Source organism: Rhizobium rosettiformans W3 (assembly GCF_004912135.1).
Classification (GTDB): Bacteria; Pseudomonadota; Alphaproteobacteria; order Rhizobiales; family Rhizobiaceae; genus Allorhizobium; species Allorhizobium rosettiformans.
Genome location: NZ_STGU01000003.1, coordinates 299,895 through 316,606, shown reverse-complemented (window position 1 = coordinate 316,606; position 16,712 = coordinate 299,895). Strand labels below are relative to the sequence as shown.

Below are 16,712 nucleotides of genomic sequence, written 5' to 3'. Positions count from 1 at the left end.
TTACCCTACGAATGCGATCTTCAAGATGGCGAAAAGACAGAGACCACCGATCAGGATCGCGAAGAACGTGTTCAGCATCAGAAGCAGAACCTTGACGATCTCCGCATGGACATAGTCCTCAATGATCACCTGCATGCCGAGCTTCATATGGATCAGGGCCGAAAGCACGACCAGTCCCATGACGACGGCAACGAGCGGGTGCGACAATGCGCCAACCACTTCCGCATAGGGAGCGCCGTTGTACATCACCAGGAAGCCGACGAAGAAGAGAATGAGCGGAATGTTCGAGACGGCCGTCAGACGCTGACGCCAGAAATGCTCGGTGCCTTCCTTGGCCGAGCCGAGACCGCGGACCTTGCCGAGCGGAGTGCGCATATCCATGAAATGGTGCCTCAGGTGCGAATGATATAGGCAACGACCCAGACGAGGATCGTCAGGACGACGGATGCGACGATGTTCGCCTTGGCGAGCTTCGTGGAGAAATGCTTCTCGAAGCCGTAGCCGACATCCCACATCAGATGGCGCAGGCCGCCCAGCATGTGATGGATCAGCGCCCAGGTGTAGCCGAGCAGGATCAGCCGGCCGATGATGGTTCCCATGAACCAGTTGACCCACTCGAAGTAATCGGCACCCGTCGAAGCGGCCACCAGCCACCACGCGACCAGGATCGTGCCGAAATAGAGCGCGCCGCCAGTGATGCGGTGCAGGATCGACATGACCATGGTGGGAATAGGCTTGTAGATTTGCAGGTGCGGCGACAGGGGCCGGTTTTTTGTCACATTCGCCATCTAAACCTCGCGGCGTCTCGATGCGGTCCGATCATACGGACATCTTGTTCGCAATGCGTCATAGCGTTCTGGTGCATTGCATCAGGGGGACGTTTAATCCTCGAACTCCCGGACGACAAGCACATTCGCTTGACGATTTCAATTTAATCGATTCGCGTGAACAGACCTTTAGCGTCACGCCGAACCGCAGTTCCCGTTACGAAAAAAGCGTTGATATGGATGACTTTAGCAACCACTTGCGGCATGCTGCGTTAACGATTTGTTAACCGCGTTCCGGAGGTGCCCCATGCTAAAGTATCGTCTTGTCGCAACAGCAGCGACCCTCCTTCTGGCCTCCTCGGCAACCCTCGCCGAGGCAGGAGACAGGCATCACCGATACGAGCGCCATCACCATCACGGACGCACCCAGACCATCGTCGGCACCGATGGGCTACCTTCCGTTGTCCCCGGGATCGGCACCTTCAGCGGTGGTATTTCGGCCTTGCGAATCAAGGGCAATGGCGTCTTCATTGCCGTCGACGGAAGGGTTGCGCCTCAGGTCATCGACAATCGCGCGCCGAAGGCGAAAATCATTGAAGTTTCAGCAGAAAACCAGGACGAGGCCTGCTCGTTCGAAGCCGGTGTCTGCGTGATCCGACCCGATTACTGACGGAATTTCCAGACCGTCGTCTTCTTCACTTCGCTGTCTTCCAGCGCCCGCGTCACGGGCACCTCGTAAGTCGCCAGCGGATCGAGATGTGCGGTCGGACGATAGCTCCGCCCAGGATCTCCCACCAGAACGAGACAGCCGCTTTCCGCCAGGTTCACGAACCACTCGACCAGAGCTCGCGCGAAGTCGCTGTCATAGAAAACGTCACCGGCGAGAACCACGTCGAAGTCGACGGACCGGCCGATCAGGTCGTCATCGGTAAAAGCCAGATCGGCATCGTTGAGAGCGGCATTCAGCCGCACCGCCGTTCGAGCCCAGGGATCGATATCGGCTGCCAGCACCTCCACCGCCCCGGCTTTCGCCGCAGCGATGGCAACGAGACCGGATCCGCTGGCGAAATCCAGCACCCGCTTGCCCTCCACCGTCTCGGGATGATCGAGGATGTAGCGGGCGAGCCCCTGCCCACCCGCCCAGGCAAAGGCCCAGAAAGGCGGCGGCAAACCGATCTCCTCCAGATCCTCCTCCGTCTTCAGCCAGAGATCATGCACTTCGCTCGCAAGATGCAGCCGGATCTCCGGCACATGCGGCGGCGAGAGCACGCTGGTATTCTCGAGTATGAAGCGCTCGGGGTCGGTCTTCACGGTCGGTCAGACGGGCGGATTGTCGAGCCCGCCCATGCGGCAGACCTCGAAATACTCGTCTTCGGTCACCGGCTGGACGGAGAGCCGCATCGACGTGACCAGCGACATCTTGGCGAGCTTTTCATTCGCCTTGATGTCCTTGAGGCTGACCGGCTTCGGCATGTCACAGACGGCGCGGATGTCGACACAGTCCCAGCGGGCATCGCCCTCGGCGGTCGAATCCGGATGCGACAGCGCGCAGACCTCGACGATCCCGACCACTTCCAGCCCCTCGTTCGAGTGGTAGAAGAAGCCCTTGTCGCCGATCTTCATCGCCCGCATGTTGTTACGCGCGAGATAGTTGCGCACGCCGGTCCATTCTTCGCCGACCTCGCCCTTGGCCTTCTGCATTTCCCAGGACCACTTGAAGGGTTCGGACTTGTAGAGCCAGAATGCCATCGTCTTTACGCCTCGGGATTGTTGAATACCCAGTTATAGGGCTTGATCTCGACCGTCTCGAACAGGCCCGCCTTGGCATAGGGGTCCTGTGCGGCGAGCGCTTTCGCAGCCTCGATGTCGTCGGCCGCGATGATCAGCATCGAGCCGCAGGGCTTGCCGTCGGCATCGAGAAACGGACCGGCGATCTTCAGCTGCCCGGCAGCGTTCAGCCCGTTCAGCCATTCGACATGCGGCGGACGCGTTTCCATCCGAAGGTTCAGGTGTCCGGGCTTGTCGGCGCAGATGACGGCAAACAGCATCTCTTGTCTCCTAGGGGATCTCTTATTCGGTGGTGATCGGTCGTGACATCAGTTGCGTGATGGCGGTCGGGATGTCCAGCCTGCCATCGATGATCGCGGCAACGGCTTGCGTGATCGGCATCTCGATCTGGCGACCCTCGGCAAGCCGCGCGGCAACGGCGGCGGCGAAGGCACCTTCGACGAGCGCGCCATGCTGGGCAGCGATGGGCTCACCTTTACCCAGAGCAATGCCGAAACGCAGGTTGCGCGACTGATGACTGGTGGCTGTCAGGACAAGGTCTCCGAGACCCGACAAACCCCGCACCGTGTCGCCGCGTCCGCCCATCGCATCCACAAGCCGAGACATCTCGGCAAGCCCGCGGGCAATCAGCGCCGCCCGAGCCGAATCGCCAAGGCCCATGCCTTCGACGATGCCGCAGGCGATCGCGAGCACATTCTTGAGCGCGCCGCCGAGCTGCACGCCGATCCGGTCGTCGGAGGCATAAAGCCGGAAGGTCTGGCCCGAAATGGCCTTGGCAAGCTGTTCGGCCAGCGGCAGGTCTTTGGCCGCGATCGCCATGGCCGTCGGCAGGCCCTTGGCAATGTCGGCAGCGAAACCGGGACCCGACAGCATGGCGATCGGATGCCCGGGCAGTGCGCTTTCCAGCACATCGGTGAGGAGCCGCGAGCTCTGCTTCTCGATGCCCTTGGCGCAGATGACGATGGGCGCGCCCGGCTTCAGATGCGGCCCATAGGTTTCCGCTGCCGCAATCTGGGCCTGGGACGGCATGGCGAACAGCACGATATCCTGATCCCTGAGATCTTCGGGTCGTGAGGAGAAGGCGAGTGTGTCCGGAAGCCGGATACCCGGCAACGCAGCCTCATGCACGCGGCTCGCAGCAAGATCTGCCATAACGGACGCATCGCGACCGATGAGCACAACGGCGACCTTGCCGGTCTGCGCCATAACGGCGGCCAGTGCCGTGCCGAAGGCACCGGCACCGATGACGGCGATACGCTGCAGCCCGCTCATGCCTTGGCTCCTCGCTTGCCATAGGCGAGAAGCGCCTTGGCATCCTGGTCCAGCGGCCAGCGCGATCTCGGCGCGACAGTGAGATCATCCGAGGGCATGCCGAGCGCCATGCGCTCCAAGCCCGCCCAGGCAATCATCACGGCATTGTCGGTGCACAGATGGTGCGGCGGCGCGACAAAGCGGAAACCATGCTCGGCGCAGAGTGTATTCAGCGTCTGGCGCACTTCCTTGTTCGCCGCGACACCACCGGCCACGACCAGCGCAGGCTCGGCGACATCGGGATAGGTTTGCTTGAACCGCTGGAGCCCTCGGCCGATGCGATCCTTCAGCGTGCGCGAGATGGCATGCTGGAAGGAGGCGCAGATATCGGCGATGTCCTGATCGGTGACAGGCGCGATCCCTTCAGCGGCCTGGCGCACAGCGGTTTTCAAGCCCGAAAACGAAAAGTCGAGGCGCGCCTCGCCGACCAGCGGACGGGGGAAAGCGAAGCGTTTGGGATTGCCCGTGGCCGCTGCCCGCTCGACGGCGGGACCACCGGGATAGGGCAGCCCAAGCAGCTTGGCGGTCTTGTCAAAGGCTTCGCCCAGCGCATCATCGATCGTCGTACCCCAGCGCTCGTAGTCTCCGACGCCCTTGACCAGAACGAGCTGCGTGTGGCCGCCCGAAACGAGCAGCATTAGATAGGGAAAGGCAACACCGTCGGTCAGCCGCGCTGTCAGCGCATGGCCTTCGAGATGGTTGACGGCGTAGAGCGGTTTGCCCGTGGCCTGGGCGATGGCCTTGCCGGTCATCAGGCCTACGAGCAGGCCGCCGATCAGTCCGGGGCCCGAGGTGGCGGCGATGGCATCGACCTCGGCCAGCGTTATGCCGGCGCGGGTCAGCGCCTCTTCGATGAGTGTATCCAGCGCATCCACATGGGCGCGCGCCGCAATCTCCGGCACCACGCCGCCATAGGCGCTGTGCTCGTCGAGCTGGCTCAGGACGACATCCGCTTCCGTGACAGCCGAGCCGTCTGCAAGCCGCGTGACGACAGCCGCAGCCGTCTCGTCACAGCTCGTTTCGATGCCGAGGATGCGCAGTTTGGATGTCATGGAACCTGTTCATTGATTGCGGTCACCGAGAAACCGGTCTACGAAACCTGTCGGTAACAACGGACAAGTTCGGATGCAAACAAAACCTTTTCGCATCGGCACACGCGGCAGCCCGCTCGCTCTCGCCCAGGCTTCGGAGACACGTGCCCGGCTGATGATCGCCCATGATCTGCCGGAGGACATGTTCGAGATCGTGGTGCTGTCCACCAAGGGCGACCGTATCACCGACCGCGCTCTGTCAGAGATCGGCGGTAAGGGGCTGTTCACTGAGGAGCTGGAAGAACAGCTGCTCTCGGGCGACCTCGATTTCGCCGTGCATTCTTCCAAGGACATGCCGACGAAACTCCCGGAAGGGCTTTTCCTTTCTGCCTACCTGCCGCGTGAAGATGTCCGTGACGCCGTCGTCGGGCGCACCGCGCCGACATTGAAAGATCTACCGCACGGCGCGACCGTCGGCTCCTCCTCGCTGCGTCGCCAGGCTCTCATCCGCCGCATGCGCCCTGATATCAAGGTCATCACCTTTCGCGGTCTCGTTGACACCCGGCTGCGCAAGCTCACCGAGGGCGAAGTGGATGCCACGCTCCTTGCCTTCGCCGGCCTGAAGCGGCTCGGCAAGCCGGAAATCCCCACGGAGCTGCTCGACCCGAGCGAGTTCCCACCGGCACCAGCCCAGGGCGCGATCTGCATCGAGAGCCGCATCGGCGACACCAGGGTCAATGACCTGCTCGATCCGATCAACGATCGCGACACCTTCGATGCCGTCAGCTGCGAACGTGCCTTTCTGGGCGCGCTTGACGGTTCCTGCCGCACCCCGATTGCAGGCCATGCCACCGTGGACGGAGACGCCCTCCGCTTTGCAGGCATGATCCTCACGCCCGATGGCAGCCGCTGGCACGATGTCGAGATCGACGGAAGCCGCACCGATGCCGCCATCCTTGGCGCCACCGCGGGCGGGACGATCCGCAGCAAGGCCGGCAGCGACTTTTTCGACAGCTGGAATTGAACCATGCGCGTTCTGGTGACGCGCCCTGAGCCGACATCGGCCCGCACCGCCGCCGAACTCAAGCGCCGTGGCCATGAGCCCGTCCTGCTGCCCCTGATGCAGGCAATTCAGCAGCCGGAAGCCCTCATGAAGGCGCCGGAAACGGAGGCTTCCGCGCTGGCAGTCACCAGCGCCGAGGCGATGCGGGTGCTGGAGACACTGCCGCAGGACCGCCAGGCACCCTATCTCGCACTGCCTGTCTTTTCCGTCGGTCGCGCCACGGCGCGGGCGGCAGAGGCTGCGGGCTTCGCCGCTATCTCGATTGCAGACGGCGACGGCAGCTCCCTCGCCAAACTGCTGATCTCGCGAATGGATGCGGCGGCACCGATCGTCTACCTGACCGGCACCCCGCGATCTTCAGACTTCGAGGCGACCTTGCAGAAGGCCGGATACGCACTCGATCTACGAGAATGTTACCGCATGATCCCGACAAGTCTGTCTGATGCCGCAGTGGCCGACAGGCTCGACCCCATGCCGGATGCAATCCTTGTCTACTCTTCCGAAACAGCAAGGCGGCTCGCCGAGCTGTACGCCAGGACAGCTCAGAGTCTGGACTGGCAGCGGGCACGATTTCTCTGCCTGAGCGACAAGATCGCATGTGCTCTCCCGGCAGAATTTCAGCCCAGAAGCCAATGGCCGATGGAACCTCGAGAGGACCTTCTCCTTCTTCTGCTTTGATGCAGTGCCGCGCGAAATGGAACCTCGGCCCTTTCCTTCGCCTTGAGGACTGACTAGGTTTAATCACACGCGCGAAATGAAGAGGTTGCCATGGTTTCCGGAAAGCCACCCCGTCGATCGAAAGCTCCCGAGGATCCGGTGACGATCGACCTGACCGCACAGGAAGCCAAGAAAGCCGAAGAAAACGGCTCGCCCGAGGCTTCCGAATCGGACCCCGCCTCCCCTTCGCCTGCAGTGGAGGAAACGTCGTCCGCAGTGCCCCTGAACGAGCAGCAGATCGATACTGCCACCGATCCCTGGGCGCCGAAGCCGGATGAGACGGAGGCCGTGACGACACCACCCATGGAGGAGCGGGAAGCATCGGCCGACACCCCGCGGGTGGAAGAGCCAGCACCCGCGCCACAACCCGTCCGCCAGTCTCCGGCGACGTCGACTCTGGTCGCATCCGGCATCTTTGGCGGCCTGGTTGCCCTCGCTCTTGCAGGCAGCATGCAATATGCCGGCATCGTCCCCGGGCTCGGACCGGACCAGCAGGCGCAGGCGCCGGCTATCGACACGACAGAGCTTGACGCCCTGAAGGCCGAAGTGGCGAATCTTGCCGCGCGGCCGGCAGCCGAAGGGACCGACCCGGCCCTGGTCGAACGGGTCTCCGCCCTTGAGGAAAGTGTTGCCAATGCCACGTCGACCCCAACGGCCGATGCAGCAGCGGTGGAAGCGCTCAAGACACAGCTCGCAGGCGCAGAACAGGCCATCCAGTCCCTGCGGGCGGAGATCGCCAGCAACAAGCAGGCGCTCGAACAGAGCACGACACGGCTCGATGAAGCCGAGCGCAAGCTGGAAGAACCGCGCAGCGATGTGGAAATGGCCCGCGCGATCGCCCTCTCAGGCCTGAAAACGGCCATCGACCGCGGTGGTCCGTTCCTCTCGGAGCTCGATGCGCTGAAGAGCGTCTCGCCGGAAGATCCGGCAGTTGCGGCTCTGGCGCCACTTGCCAGCAATGGTGTGCTGTCGCGCAGCGATCTGAGCCGGGATTTCAACCAGGTTGCGGACGACATTCTTTCCGCCATCAACCAGCCGGAGGCCGGCGAAGGCTGGACGGATCGTCTGCTGGCAAGCGCCCGCTCTCTCGTGAAGGTGCGGCCTGTCGGCAATGTCGAGGGCGAAACACCGGAAGCCATCGTGGCCAGGATCGAAAACAAGCTGCAGAATGGCGACCTGAAGGGGGCAGCCCTCGAATGGGAAACGCTGCCGGAAGCCGGCAAGCAGGCATCCTCAGACTTCGCGACGAAGCTGAAGAACAGGATCGAGGCGGAAGAGCGGGTGGCCTCTGCCCTGTCTCAGACCGTTGCCGGGAACGGAGGCTGACCCATGACCACCATTCTCAAGATCCTCTTCTTCTTCGCCTTCATCCTGGCCCTCGGCTTTGGTTTTTCCTGGATCGCCGACCGTCCGGGCGAGATCTCGCTGATCTGGGAAGGCCAGCAATACAACACCGACCTGATTGTCGCGGTAACGGCGCTCGTTGCGCTGGTGGCCGCGATAATGGTTCTGTGGTGGCTGCTGCGCACACTCTGGACCTCGCCCCACTCCGTTCGCCGCTTCTTTCGCGCCCGCAAGCGCGATCGCGGTTACCAGGCCCTTTCGACCGGCCTGATTGCAGCCGGCGCCGGCAACGCCATTCTCGCACGCAAGATGAGCGCTCGCGCCCGCGGATTGATCCGGGCAGATCAGGAGCCGCTGATCCGCGTCCTGGATGCGCAGGCAGCCTTGATCGAAGGGCGCCACGACGAGGCACGCCGCCTCTTCCAGGAAATGTCGGAAGACCCGGAGACGCGCGAGCTTGGCCTGCGTGGACTTTATGTCGAAGCCAACCGCTTGGGCGCGCATGAGGCCGCCCGGCAATATGCAGAAACGGCCGCGGAAGCAGCCCCATACCTGCCCTGGGCCGCCAAGGCGACGCTCGAACATCGCTGCCGAGCCGGGCACTGGGATGACGCGATCCGACTGCTGGATCAGCAGAAGATCGCCCATGTTCTGGAGCGTCATGAAGCCGAACGTTTGAAGGCGGTGCTGCTGACGGCAAAGGCCGAAGACCAGCTCGAGGCTGAACCTTCCGGCGCCCGCGACAGTGCCTTGAAGGCCCTGAAGCTCTCCAAGGGTCTGGTGCCCGCGGCAATCGTCGCCGCCAAGGCCTATATGCGCGAAGACAATCTGCGCAAAGCGTCGAGCACGCTCGAACAGGTCTGGAAAATCGAGCCGCATCCGGAAATCGCCCGCGCCTATGTGCGGGCGCGCAGCGGCGACAGTGCCGTTGACCGCCTGAAGAAGGCCGAGAAGCTGGAAGCGCTGAAGCCCAACAATTACGAATCGCTGATGGTCGTCGCCGAAGCAGCGCTCGATGCGCAGGACTTCAAGAAGGCGCGCGCCAAGGCGGAAGCTGCCGCCCGCATCGCATCCCGCGAGCGCGTCTATCTTCTGCTTGCCGATATCGAGGAGGCGGAAACCGGTGACCAGGGCCGCATCCGTCACTGGATGGGTCAGGCGCTGAAGGCACCGCGCGACCCGGCATGGGTGGCCGACGGCCATGTCTCCGAGCGCTGGATGCCGATTTCTCCTATCACCGGACGTCTGGACGCCTTCGAATGGAAGATGCCTTTCGACCAGCTCGCCGGACCAATCGAAGAAGGCAGTGTTTCCGAGGGGGAAAAAGCGCTTGCTTCGCTTCCGCCTGTCGCAAAGGACGATACCCCACCTCAGAGAGAGCCGGAGGTCGTGAAGACACCGCCGAGGATCGTCGAGGCCGAGGGGCCGGTGATCGATGCCGAGGTACCGGCCAAATCGGCCGAACCGGAAGAGGTATCTGCAAAGCCGACAAAGCCCGAAAAGCCTGCGGTGGTCGTGGCCAGGGACAATGCACCCGCGAAGGAAACGACCGTCGTTGAACCCTTCTTCGGGCGCCCACCGGATGATCCGGGCGTTAAGGATCCGGCACTCGCGGCACAGGAACCCAAGACCCGCCTTAAGCTCTTTTGACAGGAAACCGCATGCTCGACCGTCTGCAAGCCTTCTTCCAGTCTGTGATGCAGGACCGCCCGAAATCGGTCTTCGCGCCAGATGATCCGCGCATTGCCGTCGCGGCTCTCTGTCTGCAGGTCATGGAGGCAGACGGTGTCGTACGGGATTCGGAACGGGCGAAGCTGCGCGAGATTCTGAAGCAACAGTACGACCTCGATGGCACCGAACTCGACGACCTGATTGCAGCAGGCCAGAGCGCCGAGAGCGAGGCCGTCGACTACTATCGCTTCACCACCGAACTGAAGCGCCAGCTCAACGAAGAGCAACGCCAGCAACTCGTGGGCCTGTTGTGGGACATCGTCTATGCCGATGGGACCCGCAGCGAGATGGAAGACCACGCCATCTGGCGCGTGGCCGATCTGCTCGGCGTATCCGGACGCGAACGCATCGTCCAGCGGCAGGAAGCGGCGGAGCGCGCCGGTCTCGGAGCCATCGACGATGTCCCGTGATGGCCGGTCGCAATCGCGCGATCGCAAGCAGCCTGTTTTGATCGTCCTCCACCAGGAACGATCGAGCCCCGGCCGCGTCGGTCAGATGCTCGAGGAGAAGGGCTATCCGCTCGACATCCGCCGCCCCGTGCTCGGACAGGAACTGCCCAAGACGCTGAGCGAGCATTCCGGTGCTGTCGTCTTCGGCGGACCGATGAGCGCCAATGATCCGGAAGACTTTATCAAGACCGAGATCAACTGGCTGGATGTGCCGCTCAAGGAGAACAAGCCGTTCCTCGGCATATGCCTGGGCGCCCAGATGCTCGTTCGCCAGCTCGGCGGCAAGGTGGAAGCCGATCGCGAGGAGCGCACCGAGATCGGCTGGTATCCGATCAAACCGACGGAGCATGGCCGCCTGCTGATGCACTGGCCGAAGATGGTCTACCACTTTCACCGCGAAGGCTTCAGCCTGCCGCATGGTGCGAAGCTTCTGGCGACGGGCGATGTCTACCCCAATCAGGCCTTCCGTTACGGTGAAAACGCCTGGGGCGTGCAGTTTCACGCCGAACTGACCAGGGCCATGATGCATCGCTGGGTGGTGCATGGCGCCCACCGCTTCGTGCTGCCCAACGCCCAGCAGGGCCGCGAGCATCTCGAGGGACGAATGATCTTCGACGCGCCGCTTAGGGCGTGGCTATGGGATTTTCTCGACCTGATCTTCGAGCGCGATCAGCGCGCCTCCTGACGCTCCGGCGCTTCCAGACTGTCGATCTTGCGCAACTGCGGGAAACCGAGCGCCCAGACGGCGGCAACCGCGAGCGTGCCGAAGCCACCGAGCACGACGGCCGGCACCGGTCCGATGAAATGTGCCATCGTCCCCGCGCGGAATTCGCCGAGCTCATTCGACGCACCGACGAAGACCATGTTGACCGCATTGACGCGTCCGCGAACCTCGTCGGGCGTCCAGAGCGCAATCAGCGTCTCGCGCACATAAACCGAGGCCATGTCAGCCGCGCCCATCAGCATCAGAGCCAGGATCGAGAGCCAGGCCGTCTGCGAAAAGCCGAACAGGATGGTGCCCACACCGAACAGGGCGACCCCGATGAACATGAAGGTGCCTGCATTGTGGCGGATCGGAAAGCTCGCCAGCGCAATGGCGACGATGATCGCACCAATTCCGGGAGCCGCCCGCAAGAGCCCGAGTCCCCAGGGCCCGAGGTCGAGGATGTCACGCGCAAAGACCGGCATCAAGGCGACCGCACCGCCGAGCAGCACGGCAAAGAGATCGAGCGAAATGGCACCCAACACCACCTTCTCACCGAAGATGAAGCGGAAGCCGGCAAAGAGGGTATCGAGCGTTACGGCCTTTTGTGATCTCTGCTGCGGGGGTCGCTTAACGAGGAAGACGAGGATGGCGGCAGCGGCAAAGAAAGCGAAGGAGACCGAATAGGCAACGACCGGGCTTGCGCCATAGAGGAGACCACCGGCGACAGGCCCGACGATGGAGGCCGTCTGCCACGACGACGAGTTCCAGGCGACCGCATTGGAGAGATCCTTCTGCGGCACGAGATTCGGCGCCAAAGACTGCACGGCGGGTGCGGCAAAGGCACGCTCGACCCCGAAGACCACGAGGATGGCGAATACGATCGTCGGCTCGAAGGCATCGGCAATGGTCAGCGAAAGCAGCGCCCCGGCGCAGACGGCGCTGACGATCATGCAGATCGAGACGATGGCGCGGCGATTGTAACGGTCGGCGACGGAACCCGTGACCAGGATCAGCAGCAGCGAGGGCAGAAACTGCACCAGGCCTATCAGGCCGAGGTAGAACACATTCCCGGTGTTGTCATACATCTGCCAGCCGACCGAGACGCTGAGGATCTGGGTGGCAAAGGCACCAAGGAAACGGGCAAAGAAGAAGCGGGTATAGGAGGAATGCCGGAACGCCGCGAAACGATCGTCGGCCGAAGACGGGTGCATCGAAAAGACCTTAAGCTGCGGGCGGGCCCGCCGTTAAACATGATTCGGATTGCGTGGGCCCCATCCACTTGTCCGTTAAGTCGCCAATGTCTACATCTCTGTCAACCAAGAAATGGAGACCTGAATGTACGCCCTGTTTCAGACAATTGACCTTGCCTTGAGCATCTTCACCTGGATTCTGATCGGGAGTGCCATCTTCTCCTGGCTCTATGCCTTCAACGTGATCAACTCCAGCAACCGCTTCGTCGCGACGCTCGGCCAGTTCTTCTACAACGTCACCGAGCCGGTGCTTCGCCCCATCCGCCGCTTCATGCCGGATCTCGGCGGCATCGACATCTCGCCGATCATCGTGCTGCTGATCATCTTCTTCCTGCGTTCCTTCCTCTGGAACAGCATCTATCCGCTGGTGGCGTGACCAGCCCCTACCGCCTCGCCCATGACCATCTGCTGCTCGCTGTCCGGCTGACCCCGAATGGCGGGCGCGATGCGTTGGACGGTGTGGAGACGACAGCCGACGGGCAGGCGCATCTAAAGGCGCGGGTGACGGCAGTGCCGGAGAAAGGCAAGGCCAACAAGGCGCTGATCGCCCTGCTGTCGAAGGCGCTCAAAGTGCCCAAGACCTCGATTTCCCTGATCTCCGGCGATACCGCCAGACAAAAAATCCTCCGGATCACTGGCGACCCGGAGGATTTGAGAACGCGAATTGATGCGCTGAACGTGAACTGAATTACTTGCCTTCAGCCTTGGCGCGCTCGATCGAGTCGAGAATGATCTGCTTGGCGACGTCGACATTCTGCCAGTCGCCGATCTTCACCCACTTGCCGGGCTCCAGATCCTTGTAGTGCTCGAAGAAGTGCTGGATCTGCTTCAGGGTGATTTCCGGAAGATCCGTGTAGTTGGCGATCTTGTCGTAACGGCGCGTCAGCTTCGGCACCGGAACGGCGAGGATCTTCTCGTCCATACCGCCGTCATCTTCCATCATCATGACGCCGATCGGGCGCACATTGATGACGCAGCCCGGGACCAGCGGACGGGTGTTGCAGATGAGAACGTCGAGCGGGTCGCCGTCCTTGCAGAGCGTGTGCGGCACGAAGCCGTAATTGCCCGGATAGGTCATCGGGGTATAGAGGAAGCGGTCGACGATCAGCGTACCGGCGTCCTTGTCCATCTCATACTTGATCGGCTGGCCGCCGACAGGAACTTCGACGATGACGTTGATGTCTTCCGGCGGGTTCTTGCCGATGGCAATTGCATCAATACGCATATTATTGGACCCCGTAGAGTGTTGAATTCCTGCGCTACCTAATGCGTATTATGGCGCAATGCAACACGGCTTTCGGCGGACATGAGGGGCTCAGCGCCGGGCAGCTTACGGAGGGGGCGCATCCGCATGATCAAGACATCGAGAACCATCTCCGCGGCCATGCAGGTGCTGCTCTGCCTGTCGCCCCTTGCCGGCCCCGCTCACGCAGCCGAAAGCGTCTATACCGACCTCGACCTCGATGCCTGCGAGACACTCGCTGAGGACATGATGGGCGTCTCCCTGAAATGCGAAGGATACAAAGATTACCCCGTCTACTTCAAGGAAGGCGATCTTCGCCAGAGCGTGATCTTCGGCACAATCGACCAGGTCCTGATCGACGGCGCCTACGAAAGCTTCGCCGCCTTCAACCGCGTCAACACCAAGATCGAATGGCGCCTCAATGAAAGCGGCGAGCCCGTGGCGGCGATCCTGCGATGGTTCATCGAAAACCCGGGGCCCAGCGGATCGCCAAGCCCGGAGAGTACCGGTCAGGTCCTCGTCATTTCCCGTGTCGGCGACGCTGGCTTTCCCGGCTCCTGTTTCGTCGCCATGGTGGACGCCAAGGCCAACCGCAATGCCAACGAACTCGCAAGACAGGCGGCCGATAGTGACGCGGCCGACTTCGCCTGCGGCATGACGGAGCCGCAATGGATCGGCAAACGTGGCGATCTCACCAGTGAGCGGACCTTCAGCTGGCCCGAGGGCTATGTGGTGGAATAGGCGAGAGCCGCCCGATCAGTTCCAGATGAAGCCGAGCTTCTTCAGGTGCACGTCGTCGAAATCTTCCATGCCTTCGACAACGTCGAGCCCACCATTCGACCGGAAGAAGTTCGCGGCAATCTCGCTGTCCTCGAGGCACCAGACGACCATGCCGTTGCAGCCGAGCGACTTCAGCATGCGCCGGGCCTCGTGGAAGAGTTGGTAGCCGAGGCCAATGCCTTGATATTCCGGGCGGAGATAAAGCTCGTAGATCTCGCCCTCATGCGGCAGCGCGCGCGCCCGGTTATAGCCAAGCGAGGCATAACCCGCCACGACGCCGGCCACTTCGGCCACCAGGATGGTTGCCGGACCGCGCGTTGCCTTGCGCCACCAGCTTTCGCCGCGGCGCTCGACCATCTTTGTCAGGGCACGATAGGGAATGATGCCGGAATAGGCGTGCATCCAGGCATTGCGATGAGCATCCGCGACCGCTGCGGCATCTGCGGGACCTGCCAAGCGCATATCGATCGACAACGTCTTCATAACGTAAACTCACCCTGGCGCGCCGAACTTGGAGGACGCGGAGCCCGGACCTTCATCGGTCCACGGTGAAAAGTTAACGCTTTTTTAAGACTGCCCGCAAGGCGCGAGGAACAAGTTCAACAAACAAAACCCCGGCCTTTTGGACCGGGGTTTCGAAATGAGACATGTTTTCAGAGGCTTCAGCCGGTAGCGGAAGCCTTGGCCTTTTCCATGCGCTTGCGGTCATTCGCATCGAGGAACATCTTGCGCAGGCGGATGGACTTCGGCGTCACTTCGACGAGCTCGTCGTCCTGGATCCAGGACAGCGCGCGCTCGAGCGTGAACTTGATCGGTGGGGTGAGCTTGACCGCTTCATCCTTGCCGGCAGCACGAATGTTGGTAAGCTTCTTGCCCTTGAGCACGTTCACTTCCAGATCGTTGTCGCGGCTATGGATGCCGATGATCATGCCCATATAGACCTTCTCGCCGGCATCGATGATCATCGGGCCGCGATCTTCCAGGTTGAACAGGGCATAGGCCACGGCTTCGCCGGCTTCGTTGGCGAGCAGAACACCGTTCACGCGGCCACCGATCTCACCCTTGTAGGGCTGGTAGTCGTGGAACAGACGGTTCATCACGGCCGTGCCGCGCGTGTCGGTCAGGAGTTCCGACTGATAGCCGATCAGGCCCCGGGTCGGCGCGAAGAAGACGAGGCGAACGCGGTTGCCGCCCGACGGACGAAGCTCGACCATTTCGGCCTTGCGCTCGGACATCTTCTGGACGACGACGCCGGAATGCTCTTCGTCGACGTCGATCACGACTTCCTCGATCGGCTCCATCATCTGGCCGGTCGCTTCATCCTTGTGCATGACGACGCGCGGACGTGACACGGCAAGCTCGAAGCCTTCGCGGCGCATGTTTTCGATGAGAACGGCAAGCTGAAGTTCACCGCGGCCTGACACGAAGAACGAGTCCTTGTCGGCCGACTCTTCGATCTTTAGCGCGACATTGCCTTCGGCTTCCTTGAACAGACGATCGCGGATGACGCGGCTCGTGACCTTGTCGCCTTCGGTGCCAGCCAGCGGGCTGTCGTTCACGATGAAGGACATCGTGACGGTCGGCGGGTCGATCGGCTGCGCCTTCATCGCTTCAGTCACGGCCGGATCGCAGAAAGTGTCGGCAACGGTGCCCTTCGAGAGACCAGCAATGGCGACGATGTCGCCGGCATGGGCTTCTTCGATGGCGGTACGCTCGATGCCGCGGAAGGCGAGGATCTTGGAGATACGGCCCTGCTCGATGAGCTTGCCGTCCTGGCCGAGAACCTTGACCGCTTGGTTTGGCTTGATCGAGCCGGCAGCAATACGGCCGGTGATGATGCGGCCGAGGAAGTTGTTGGCTTCCAGGATCGTACCGATCATCTTGAACGGGCCTTCTTCGACGGTCGGCTCGGGCACGTGCTTGATGACGAGATCGAGCAACGGCTTCAGGCCTTCTTCCTGCGAGCCGTTCGGATCGGTGTTCATCCAGCCGGAGCGGCCCGAACCGTAAAGGATCGGGAAGTCGAGCTGCTCGTCGGTCGCGTCGAGCGCGGCGAAGAGATCGAAGACTTCGTTGACGACTTCATCAATACGGGCGTCCGGACGGTCGACCTTGTTGATCGCAACGATCGGGCGAAGACCGACCTTGAGCGCCTTGCCGACCACGAACTTGGTCTGCGGCATCGGGCCTTCGGCAGCATCGACGAGAACGATTGCGCCATCCACCATCGAGAGAATGCGCTCGACTTCACCGCCGAAGTCGGCGTGGCCGGGGGTGTCGACGATGTTGATGCGGGTGTCCTTCCACTCGATCGACGTCGCCTTGGCGAGAATGGTGATCCCGCGCTCCTTTTCGATGTCGTTCGAGTCCATAACGCGTTCCATCACGCGCTGGTTCTCGCGGAACGACCCGGACTGCTTGAGGAGCTCGTCGACGAGGGTCGTTTTCCCATGGTCAACGTGCGCAATGATCGCGATATTGCGGAGGTTCATATCCAAGATCTCTGATGGCTGGGGCGCAATACGGAAGAGA

At 62.1% G+C, this 16,712-nt stretch carries 21 protein-coding genes; 10 read left to right on the top strand and 11 right to left on the bottom strand.

All coding sequences use genetic code 11. From position 1 onward, the window contains the following. Nucleotides 1-381, bottom strand: a complete 381-nt coding sequence (gene sdhD / locus FAA86_RS07585) for a succinate dehydrogenase, hydrophobic membrane anchor protein (RefSeq protein WP_136539472.1) — start codon at nt 379-381, stop codon at nt 1-3. 11 nt (nt 382-392) lie between these two features. After that, the gene (sdhC, locus tag FAA86_RS07580; protein ID WP_136539470.1) at nt 393-788 is read right to left on the bottom strand and encodes a succinate dehydrogenase, cytochrome b556 subunit; all 396 of its coding nucleotides are present in this window, start codon (nt 786-788) and stop codon (nt 393-395) included. A 286-nt stretch (nt 789-1,074) separates the two neighbouring features. Here sdhC and FAA86_RS07575 point away from each other — a divergent pair, with 286 nt between their 5' ends. After that, complete coding sequence (locus FAA86_RS07575) at nt 1,075-1,437, top strand: hypothetical protein (RefSeq protein WP_136539469.1); 363 nt, start codon at nt 1,075-1,077, stop codon at nt 1,435-1,437. Here the strand turns inward: FAA86_RS07575 and FAA86_RS07570 are convergent. From FAA86_RS07570 to tsaD, 5 genes are read right to left on the bottom strand one after another with little or no spacing between them, the layout of a single operon-like run. Beyond that, nucleotides 1,431-2,078, bottom strand: coding sequence for a class I SAM-dependent methyltransferase (locus FAA86_RS07570; RefSeq protein WP_136539467.1), 648 nt, complete (start codon nt 2,076-2,078; stop codon nt 1,431-1,433). The two genes, FAA86_RS07575 and FAA86_RS07570, sit on opposite strands and share 7 nt — an antisense overlap. A gap of 6 nt (nt 2,079-2,084) precedes the next feature. After that, nucleotides 2,085-2,516 (bottom strand): EVE domain-containing protein, encoded by a 432-nt coding sequence (locus FAA86_RS07565; protein ID WP_113458939.1) that lies wholly within the window; start codon nt 2,514-2,516, stop codon nt 2,085-2,087. 5 nt (nt 2,517-2,521) lie between these two features. Further along, nucleotides 2,522-2,815, bottom strand: a complete 294-nt coding sequence (locus FAA86_RS07560; protein WP_054150399.1) for a YciI-like protein — start codon at nt 2,813-2,815, stop codon at nt 2,522-2,524. A 22-nt stretch (nt 2,816-2,837) separates the two neighbouring features. Next, nucleotides 2,838-3,827, bottom strand: coding sequence for an NAD(P)H-dependent glycerol-3-phosphate dehydrogenase (locus tag FAA86_RS07555; RefSeq protein WP_136539465.1), 990 nt, complete (start codon nt 3,825-3,827; stop codon nt 2,838-2,840). Then, on the bottom strand, nt 3,824-4,918 hold the full coding sequence (gene tsaD / locus FAA86_RS07550; protein ID WP_136539463.1) for a tRNA (adenosine(37)-N6)-threonylcarbamoyltransferase complex transferase subunit TsaD: 1,095 nt from the start codon (nt 4,916-4,918) through the stop codon (nt 3,824-3,826). Before tsaD ends, FAA86_RS07555 begins: the two co-directional genes overlap by 4 nt. Before the next feature lie 73 nt (nt 4,919-4,991). Between tsaD and hemC the strand changes: the two genes are divergently transcribed. From hemC to FAA86_RS07520, 6 genes are all read left to right on the top strand, one after another. Next, nucleotides 4,992-5,921 carry a hydroxymethylbilane synthase gene (gene hemC, locus FAA86_RS07545; protein WP_136539461.1) on the top strand — a complete coding sequence of 310 codons (930 nt, stop codon included), beginning with the start codon at nt 4,992-4,994 and terminating at the stop codon, nt 5,919-5,921. Between the two features lie 3 nt (nt 5,922-5,924). Then, entirely contained in the window at nt 5,925-6,638 is a 714-nt protein-coding gene (locus FAA86_RS07540; protein WP_136539459.1) for a uroporphyrinogen-III synthase, read from the top strand. Nucleotides 6,639-6,728: 90 nt separating this feature from the next. After that, on the top strand, nt 6,729-8,003 hold the full coding sequence (locus FAA86_RS07535; protein ID WP_136539457.1) for a mitofilin family membrane protein: 1,275 nt from the start codon (nt 6,729-6,731) through the stop codon (nt 8,001-8,003). A 3-nt stretch (nt 8,004-8,006) separates the two neighbouring features. Further along, nucleotides 8,007-9,671: a heme biosynthesis protein HemY gene (locus tag FAA86_RS07530; protein WP_136539455.1), complete on the top strand. Its 1,665-nt coding sequence runs from the start codon at nt 8,007-8,009 to the stop codon at nt 9,669-9,671. Nucleotides 9,672-9,682: 11 nt separating this feature from the next. Continuing rightward, entirely contained in the window at nt 9,683-10,162 is a 480-nt protein-coding gene (locus FAA86_RS07525; protein ID WP_136539453.1) for a tellurite resistance TerB family protein, read from the top strand. Beyond that, nucleotides 10,152-10,886, top strand: coding sequence for a glutamine amidotransferase (locus tag FAA86_RS07520; RefSeq protein WP_136539451.1), 735 nt, complete (start codon nt 10,152-10,154; stop codon nt 10,884-10,886). Before FAA86_RS07525 ends, FAA86_RS07520 begins: the two co-directional genes overlap by 11 nt. On the opposite strand, the gene FAA86_RS07515 is transcribed toward FAA86_RS07520, so the two are convergent. Further along, complete coding sequence (locus FAA86_RS07515; RefSeq protein ID WP_113458949.1) at nt 10,871-12,118, bottom strand: MFS transporter; 1,248 nt, start codon at nt 12,116-12,118, stop codon at nt 10,871-10,873. The genes FAA86_RS07520 and FAA86_RS07515 overlap by 16 nt on opposite strands. Before the next feature lie 124 nt (nt 12,119-12,242). Between FAA86_RS07515 and FAA86_RS07510 the strand changes: the two genes are divergently transcribed. Continuing rightward, nucleotides 12,243-12,533: a YggT family protein gene (locus FAA86_RS07510; RefSeq protein WP_113458950.1), complete on the top strand. Its 291-nt coding sequence runs from the start codon at nt 12,243-12,245 to the stop codon at nt 12,531-12,533. After that, nucleotides 12,530-12,844 (top strand): DUF167 domain-containing protein, encoded by a 315-nt coding sequence (locus tag FAA86_RS07505; protein ID WP_136539449.1) that lies wholly within the window; start codon nt 12,530-12,532, stop codon nt 12,842-12,844. The genes FAA86_RS07510 and FAA86_RS07505 overlap by 4 nt, the downstream gene beginning before the upstream one ends. A 1-nt stretch (nt 12,845) precedes the next feature. Here FAA86_RS07505 and ppa read toward each other — a convergent pair whose 3' ends face one another. Next, a complete protein-coding gene (gene ppa / locus FAA86_RS07500; protein WP_113458952.1) occupies nt 12,846-13,382 on the bottom strand; it encodes an inorganic diphosphatase in 537 nt (178 codons plus the stop codon). Between the two features lie 126 nt (nt 13,383-13,508). Between ppa and FAA86_RS07495 the strand changes: the two genes are divergently transcribed. Beyond that, nucleotides 13,509-14,141, top strand: coding sequence for a hypothetical protein (locus FAA86_RS07495; RefSeq protein WP_136539447.1), 633 nt, complete (start codon nt 13,509-13,511; stop codon nt 14,139-14,141). A 15-nt stretch (nt 14,142-14,156) separates the two neighbouring features. Here the strand turns inward: FAA86_RS07495 and FAA86_RS07490 are convergent, their stop codons facing one another. Both FAA86_RS07490 and typA read right to left on the bottom strand, forming a co-directional pair. Further along, a complete protein-coding gene (locus FAA86_RS07490) occupies nt 14,157-14,663 on the bottom strand; it encodes a GNAT family N-acetyltransferase (protein WP_113458954.1) in 507 nt (168 codons plus the stop codon). Nucleotides 14,664-14,842: 179 nt separating this feature from the next. After that, nucleotides 14,843-16,672, bottom strand: a complete 1,830-nt coding sequence (typA, locus tag FAA86_RS07485) for a translational GTPase TypA (protein WP_136539445.1) — start codon at nt 16,670-16,672, stop codon at nt 14,843-14,845. Between the last annotated feature and the right edge of the window lie 40 nt (nt 16,673-16,712).